The sequence below is a fragment of the Methanophagales archaeon genome (genome assembly GCA_021159465.1).
Taxonomy (GTDB): domain Archaea; phylum Halobacteriota; class Syntropharchaeia; order Alkanophagales; family Methanospirareceae; genus G60ANME1.
Map to the genome: position 1 here is coordinate 1 of JAGGRR010000136.1, position 4,903 is coordinate 4,903.

Consider the following 4,903-nt stretch of genomic DNA (forward strand, 5'->3'; position numbering starts at 1 on the left):
GAGCGAAGTATGGGATAGATAAATGAGATGGACTGAGGTTATTCGGAAGTATCTCCCCATTTGGGTCGCAATTTCAATAAGCCTTGCACTCGTAATCGGCTATTTCTACCCCGAAGTAAAAGCGTTAGAGCTACTTATCCCCTTCTTACTTTTTGTTATGCTATATCCGATGATGATAAATTTGAGGGTAGAGGACATAGTGAAGGCTGCGAAGGCACCAAAAATAATTTCTCTTGCGTTGTTCATGAATTTTCTACTTGCTCCCCTGCTCGGTGCACTCTGGGCGTTCATTCTGCTGAGAAACACTGACCCTTACCTTGCAGCAGGCTTCATCCTAAAAATTGTCGTTCCGTGCAGTGGAATGGTCGCCGCATGGACGGGCTATGCAAGGGGGAAGGTTGAAACTGCACTCATCGTCGTCGCCTTGAGCCTGCTACTCGCAATATTCTTCGTTCCGCTCTGGATGTGGGTTTTTGCGAGAATTTATGTGAGCATAGACCCTTTTATGATCCTTCGAAAGCTCATTTTAATCGTCATTCTGCCGCTTATCGCAGGAATAATTACGAGAAAACTCCTTATTCGCAGAATGGGAGTTGAGAGATACTGGGAGATTGTGCCTGTTTTCCCCGCGGTTTCAACCATCGGAATGCTTACTATGGTCTTCATAGTCATAGCAACGCAGGCAGGGGTAATTGTTCCGAACTTTCATTATGTGCTCCTCGTAATCATTGGCATCGCAACGCTCTACCCGTTGAACTTCGCTCTCACAATCTTACTCTCGAAAGCATTTCACCTTGATTTCGGCGACTGCATAGCTCTCGGTTACAGCGTAACTGCAAAGAACCACGCAATTACCATCGGCATAGCGGTCACAGCATTCGGTGGAACGCTCGCCATTTTACCTGCTTCTGTCGCCCCTATGCTTCAAATACCGATTATGCTGCTCTTCCTCAACTTCTCTCCAAAAATTGAGCGGTTCATGGGTGTGGCTTCAGGTTCAAAAAGCGAAAGCGACAGCAGAGGGCACGGGAAGCGCAAACGGTGGGTAAAGGAGGTGAGAGGTGGAGAAAGAAGATGGTGAGGAAAGAGATGATACTCGCCTATGCTCGCTTCATGCGTGAGAAGTATGCATACGTAATCATCAGCACGCTTGCTATAGCGATAATCGTGGGGCTTATCACGCCCGCACCGGGCATTTTCATTCGCAAGTTCAGCGCCCCCTTGATCGTTATCATGATAGGCGCGATGGGCTTTACTATCACCTTTAAGAGTCTGGGCATGGCTGTGAAGGACTGGAAATGCTTTTCCTTCGGACTACTACTGAACTTCCTTTTTGCTCCCCTTCTCTGCTGGCTTTTAGCCCTATTGCTACTTTCAAATTATTCAGACATGGCTACGGGCTTGATATTGATCGGCGTTGTCCCGTGTGCGGGGATGGCTCTGGTGTGGACAGGACTACTTGAGGGTGACGTGCCGCTGGCAACAGTAATCGGTGCTGCTACCATGATACTGGCACCTTTTCTCATACCTCTCCTGATGCTCCTCTTTGCAGGGACGTTTGTAACCATTGACACCTTTAGAATGTTCAAAATGGTCATGTACACGGTGCTTCTTCCAGTGCTCGGTGGTATAGCATTAAAAGAGCTGGTGCAGAGGAAGGTGGACGCGAGAAAATACCTACCTGTAATGCCCGCCATCTCAGCAACAACCGCCATGCTCCTCATGTTCATGGCAGTAAATACTGCTGTACCCCCCGTAATGAAAAATCTGGGACTGATAGCACCCCTAATAACTTCTTCCATTTTAGTTTTCCCTATTCTGTTCACCATGGCATATCTAGTGAGCACAAAGTTATTACCGCGAGGGAAGAACATAGCTATCACTTACGCCTCCGGAATGAAGAACCTGCCAATCGCATTGGGCATAGCAGTGATGAGCTTTAAGGGGTTGGTGATGCTACCAGTAGCAGTCGGCTTCGCTTTCCAGATGCTCACTGCTGTCACTTTCTATCAAATCTTTTTGAAGGCGCAGTTACCAACCGGGATGAGTGAGGTGAGGTGAAGTGAAAATAAGAAATAAGCCAAATAAATCGGAGGAGGTAAAGAAGGTGCAAACGTTTGACCGTAAAGCAAAGGTAAACAATAGCCGTTGCCGTTCAGTATCGTGCAGCTTGATACGCTATAATATACCCCCTTCTTACACAGTCTCAGAAGAGACGTTAGAAAAAGTAAAGGCGGTCATGAATGAAGATGTCAGCGATATGGTTGTGCTTTTTAAAGCTCTTTCAGACCAGATAAGATTGCGAATACTGAAGGCATTGCGTATATCAGACCTCTGTGTCTGTGTGCTGGTTGAACTTATGGACTGTGAATACTCCAGGCTCTCGTACCATTTGAAGCTGCTGAAAAAGGCAGGATTGATAGATTACACGAAGGAAGGGAACTTCCTGATCTATTACCTGACGGAGTTAGGGAGAGAGATAATGAAGCGCATGGATGAGTTATAAGCTATTTTAGTTTAGAGTTGTGGATTTTCCGCAATTTCTTCCCCCACGGCATCTATAGAGTTCCCTCGACATTTACGATTGATGCCAAACGATCATAGGGTTGGCATTTACCTTCAGCCTGCTAACGAAATAGCCACCATAGCGGGCGATTCTATCGAAGAAGAGGTACTTGAAGTATCCGAGGTCGATAAGCAGGATATGGTCCTTGAGCCTGGGTCCCAAGTGGAGTATTTATCGCCCAAAACACGACCGGGTAGGGAAAGAAAAGTAAAAAGTTAGGGTGTGAAAGGGAGAAGATGAAGAGAAGAGAATCCTGCTAATGATGTTGACACCTGCTGGACAAGCAATACTCGAGTGGGAGGAACCTACAATGCAACCTCTCCAGATAATGATAATTATACATTCACGCTGTCGGTAAAAGGAACAGAAGAAGCAGAACAACAACAGGAGGTGATGGTATATGACAATGCTGCGACCACTTATAACGGTAGTGCAGGATATGATTCTGCGTCGTGTACGAGAAATGTGGCAATTCCCAAATTCGCTACCGCTGCATTACCTGCTGTATCGGTTCTGTGCCTGTTCCTGTTCCTGCACTTCAATCGCCGTGGGCGGGATTTTAAAGGTGTGTAGAAGCACAAGTATCGCCTGTAATAAAGAATTAAACGAATGGAATGGATGAAGCACCAAATCTTGCATTTGCTTGTTTTTGGGATTCGAAAAGTGGCATTTGTAAAAATCGAATATCAAATATTTATTAATTGACCTATATAATTTCTAGTAGTTGGTACAGGATAGGGAAAAGGAGATGGAGAATATGGAAGATAAGTCGTTAAAAGCGACGCTGGATGCGGATAGCTATCAGAAGCTGAAGAAAATGGACAACCCCGAGCTCATACGCTTTATTACACGCTACAAGGAACTTTGCAACCCGGACGATGTATTTGTGTGCACGGATTCGCGGGAGGATGTGCAGTATATCAGGGCTGAGGCGATACGGAGTGGAGAAGAGAGAGAACTTGCCACTGAGGGGCATACTGTTCATTTCGATGGCTATTATGACCAGGCGCGGGATAAGAAGAATACTAAGTTCTTGCTGCCTCCTGATGTTGACCTCGGTCCAGGTATAAACGCGATGGACCGTGATGAGGGTCTGAAGGAGATTCATGAGATACTACGTGGTATTATGCGTGGACACCGGATGTATGTGCTCTTCTTCTGCCTTGGACCCCTTAATTCTCAATTCTCAATACCCGCTGTTCAAATCACCGATTCCAGTTACGTCGCGCATTCCGAATGTTTGCTTTATCGGCAGGGTTATACGGAGTTTGTACGGATGGGGCGTTCAAATCGGTTCTTCAAGTTCGTTCATTCCGCTGGTGAGCTGGATGCGCGAAAGACCTCAATCAACATAGCTAAACGCAGGATTTACATTGACCTCGAGACTGAGACGGTGTACAGTACGAATACGCAGTATGGAGGTAATACCATAGGGTTGAAGAAGTTAGCGCTGCGACTTGCACTCAATCGCGCCTCGAAAGAAGGCTGGCTGACTGAGCACATGTTTATCATGGGTGTACATGGTCCTGATGGGCGTGTGACTTATTTCACCGGTGCATTCCCCTCGCTCTGTGGCAAGACTTCCACATCCATGCTGAAGGGTGAGTCCATTGTCGGTGATGACATCGCATACTTGAGGAACAAAAAAGGTGTGATACGAGCGGTGAACCCTGAGAAGGGTATATTTGGCATCATTCAGGGTGTGAACTCCAGAGACGACCCGATCATCTGGAACGCACTTCACGCACCTGGTGAGATTATATTCTCCAATGTCCTTGTCACCGATGCTAAAATGCCCTACTGGTCGGGTAACGATAGTAGCGACCCACCCACGAGGGGTTATAACCATGCAGGCGAATGGGTGGCAGGAGCCAGGGATGAAGATGGTAACGAGATACCCATATCGCACCCTAATGCCAGGTTCACACTTGATATGCACCTGCTGGAGAATCTGGACCCCGAACTTGATAACCCTGAGGGTGTGGAGATACGCGGTATAATCTATGGTGGGCGTGATTCGGACACGAGAGTGCCGGTTGAAGAATCCTTCGATTGGGTTCACGGTGTTATCACAATGGGAGCGGCACTGGAGTCGGAGACGACTGCGGCAACACTGGGCACCGGCGGAGAGCGGAAGATAAACCCGATGTCAAACTTGGATTTCCTCTCTATCCCTATCGGACGATACATAGAGAACCATCTGAGATTCGGTATGATTGATAATCCTCCACGTATCTTCGCTGTGAATTACTTCCTTAAAGATGCCGATGGTAACTTCTTGAATGCGCGAAATGACAAAGCGGTATGGCTGAAGTGGATGGAATTGCGAACGCATAA

At 47.0% G+C, this 4,903-nt stretch carries 5 protein-coding genes and 1 pseudogene; 5 read left to right on the forward strand and 1 reads right to left on the reverse strand.

All coding sequences use genetic code 11. The features are described from left to right. Positions 1 to 22 precede the first annotated feature (22 nt). From J7J01_06305 to J7J01_06315, 3 genes are read left to right on the forward strand one after another with little or no spacing between them, the layout of a single operon-like run. Positions 23 to 1,081: an arsenic resistance protein gene (locus J7J01_06305; GenBank protein ID MCD6210488.1), complete on the forward strand. Its 1,059-nt coding sequence runs from the start codon at positions 23 to 25 to the stop codon at positions 1,079 to 1,081. Further along, the gene (locus tag J7J01_06310; protein ID MCD6210489.1) at positions 1,075 to 2,061 is read left to right on the forward strand and encodes a hypothetical protein; all 987 of its coding nucleotides are present in this window, start codon (positions 1,075 to 1,077) and stop codon (positions 2,059 to 2,061) included. Before J7J01_06305 ends, J7J01_06310 begins: the two co-directional genes overlap by 7 nt. Position 2,062: 1 nt before the next feature. After that, complete coding sequence (locus J7J01_06315; GenBank protein MCD6210490.1) at positions 2,063 to 2,506, forward strand: winged helix-turn-helix transcriptional regulator; 444 nt, start codon at positions 2,063 to 2,065, stop codon at positions 2,504 to 2,506. 26 nt (positions 2,507 to 2,532) lie between these two features. On the opposite strand, the pseudogene J7J01_06320 reads toward J7J01_06315, so the two are convergent. Next, positions 2,533 to 2,743 (reverse strand): annotated as a pseudogene (locus tag J7J01_06320) (IS4 family transposase). A gap of 117 nt (positions 2,744 to 2,860) precedes the next feature. Between J7J01_06320 and J7J01_06325 the strand changes: the two are divergent. Both J7J01_06325 and J7J01_06330 read left to right on the forward strand, forming a co-directional pair. Next, positions 2,861 to 3,139 (forward strand): hypothetical protein, encoded by a 279-nt coding sequence (locus tag J7J01_06325; protein ID MCD6210491.1) that lies wholly within the window; start codon positions 2,861 to 2,863, stop codon positions 3,137 to 3,139. Between the two features lie 175 nt (positions 3,140 to 3,314). Beyond that, positions 3,315 to 4,903, forward strand: a 1,589-nt coding sequence (locus J7J01_06330; protein MCD6210492.1) for a phosphoenolpyruvate carboxykinase (GTP), incomplete at its 3' end; no start/stop codon positions are given.

Excerpts from the sequence above, each read along its gene's own strand:
- J7J01_06305 (MCD6210488.1), top strand. The coding sequence starts at position 23 with ATGAGATGGACTGAGGTTATTCGGAAGTATCTCCCCATTTGGGTCGCA.
- J7J01_06310 (MCD6210489.1), top strand. The coding sequence starts at position 1,075 with ATGGTGAGGAAAGAGATGATACTCGCCTATGCTCGCTTCATGCGTGAG.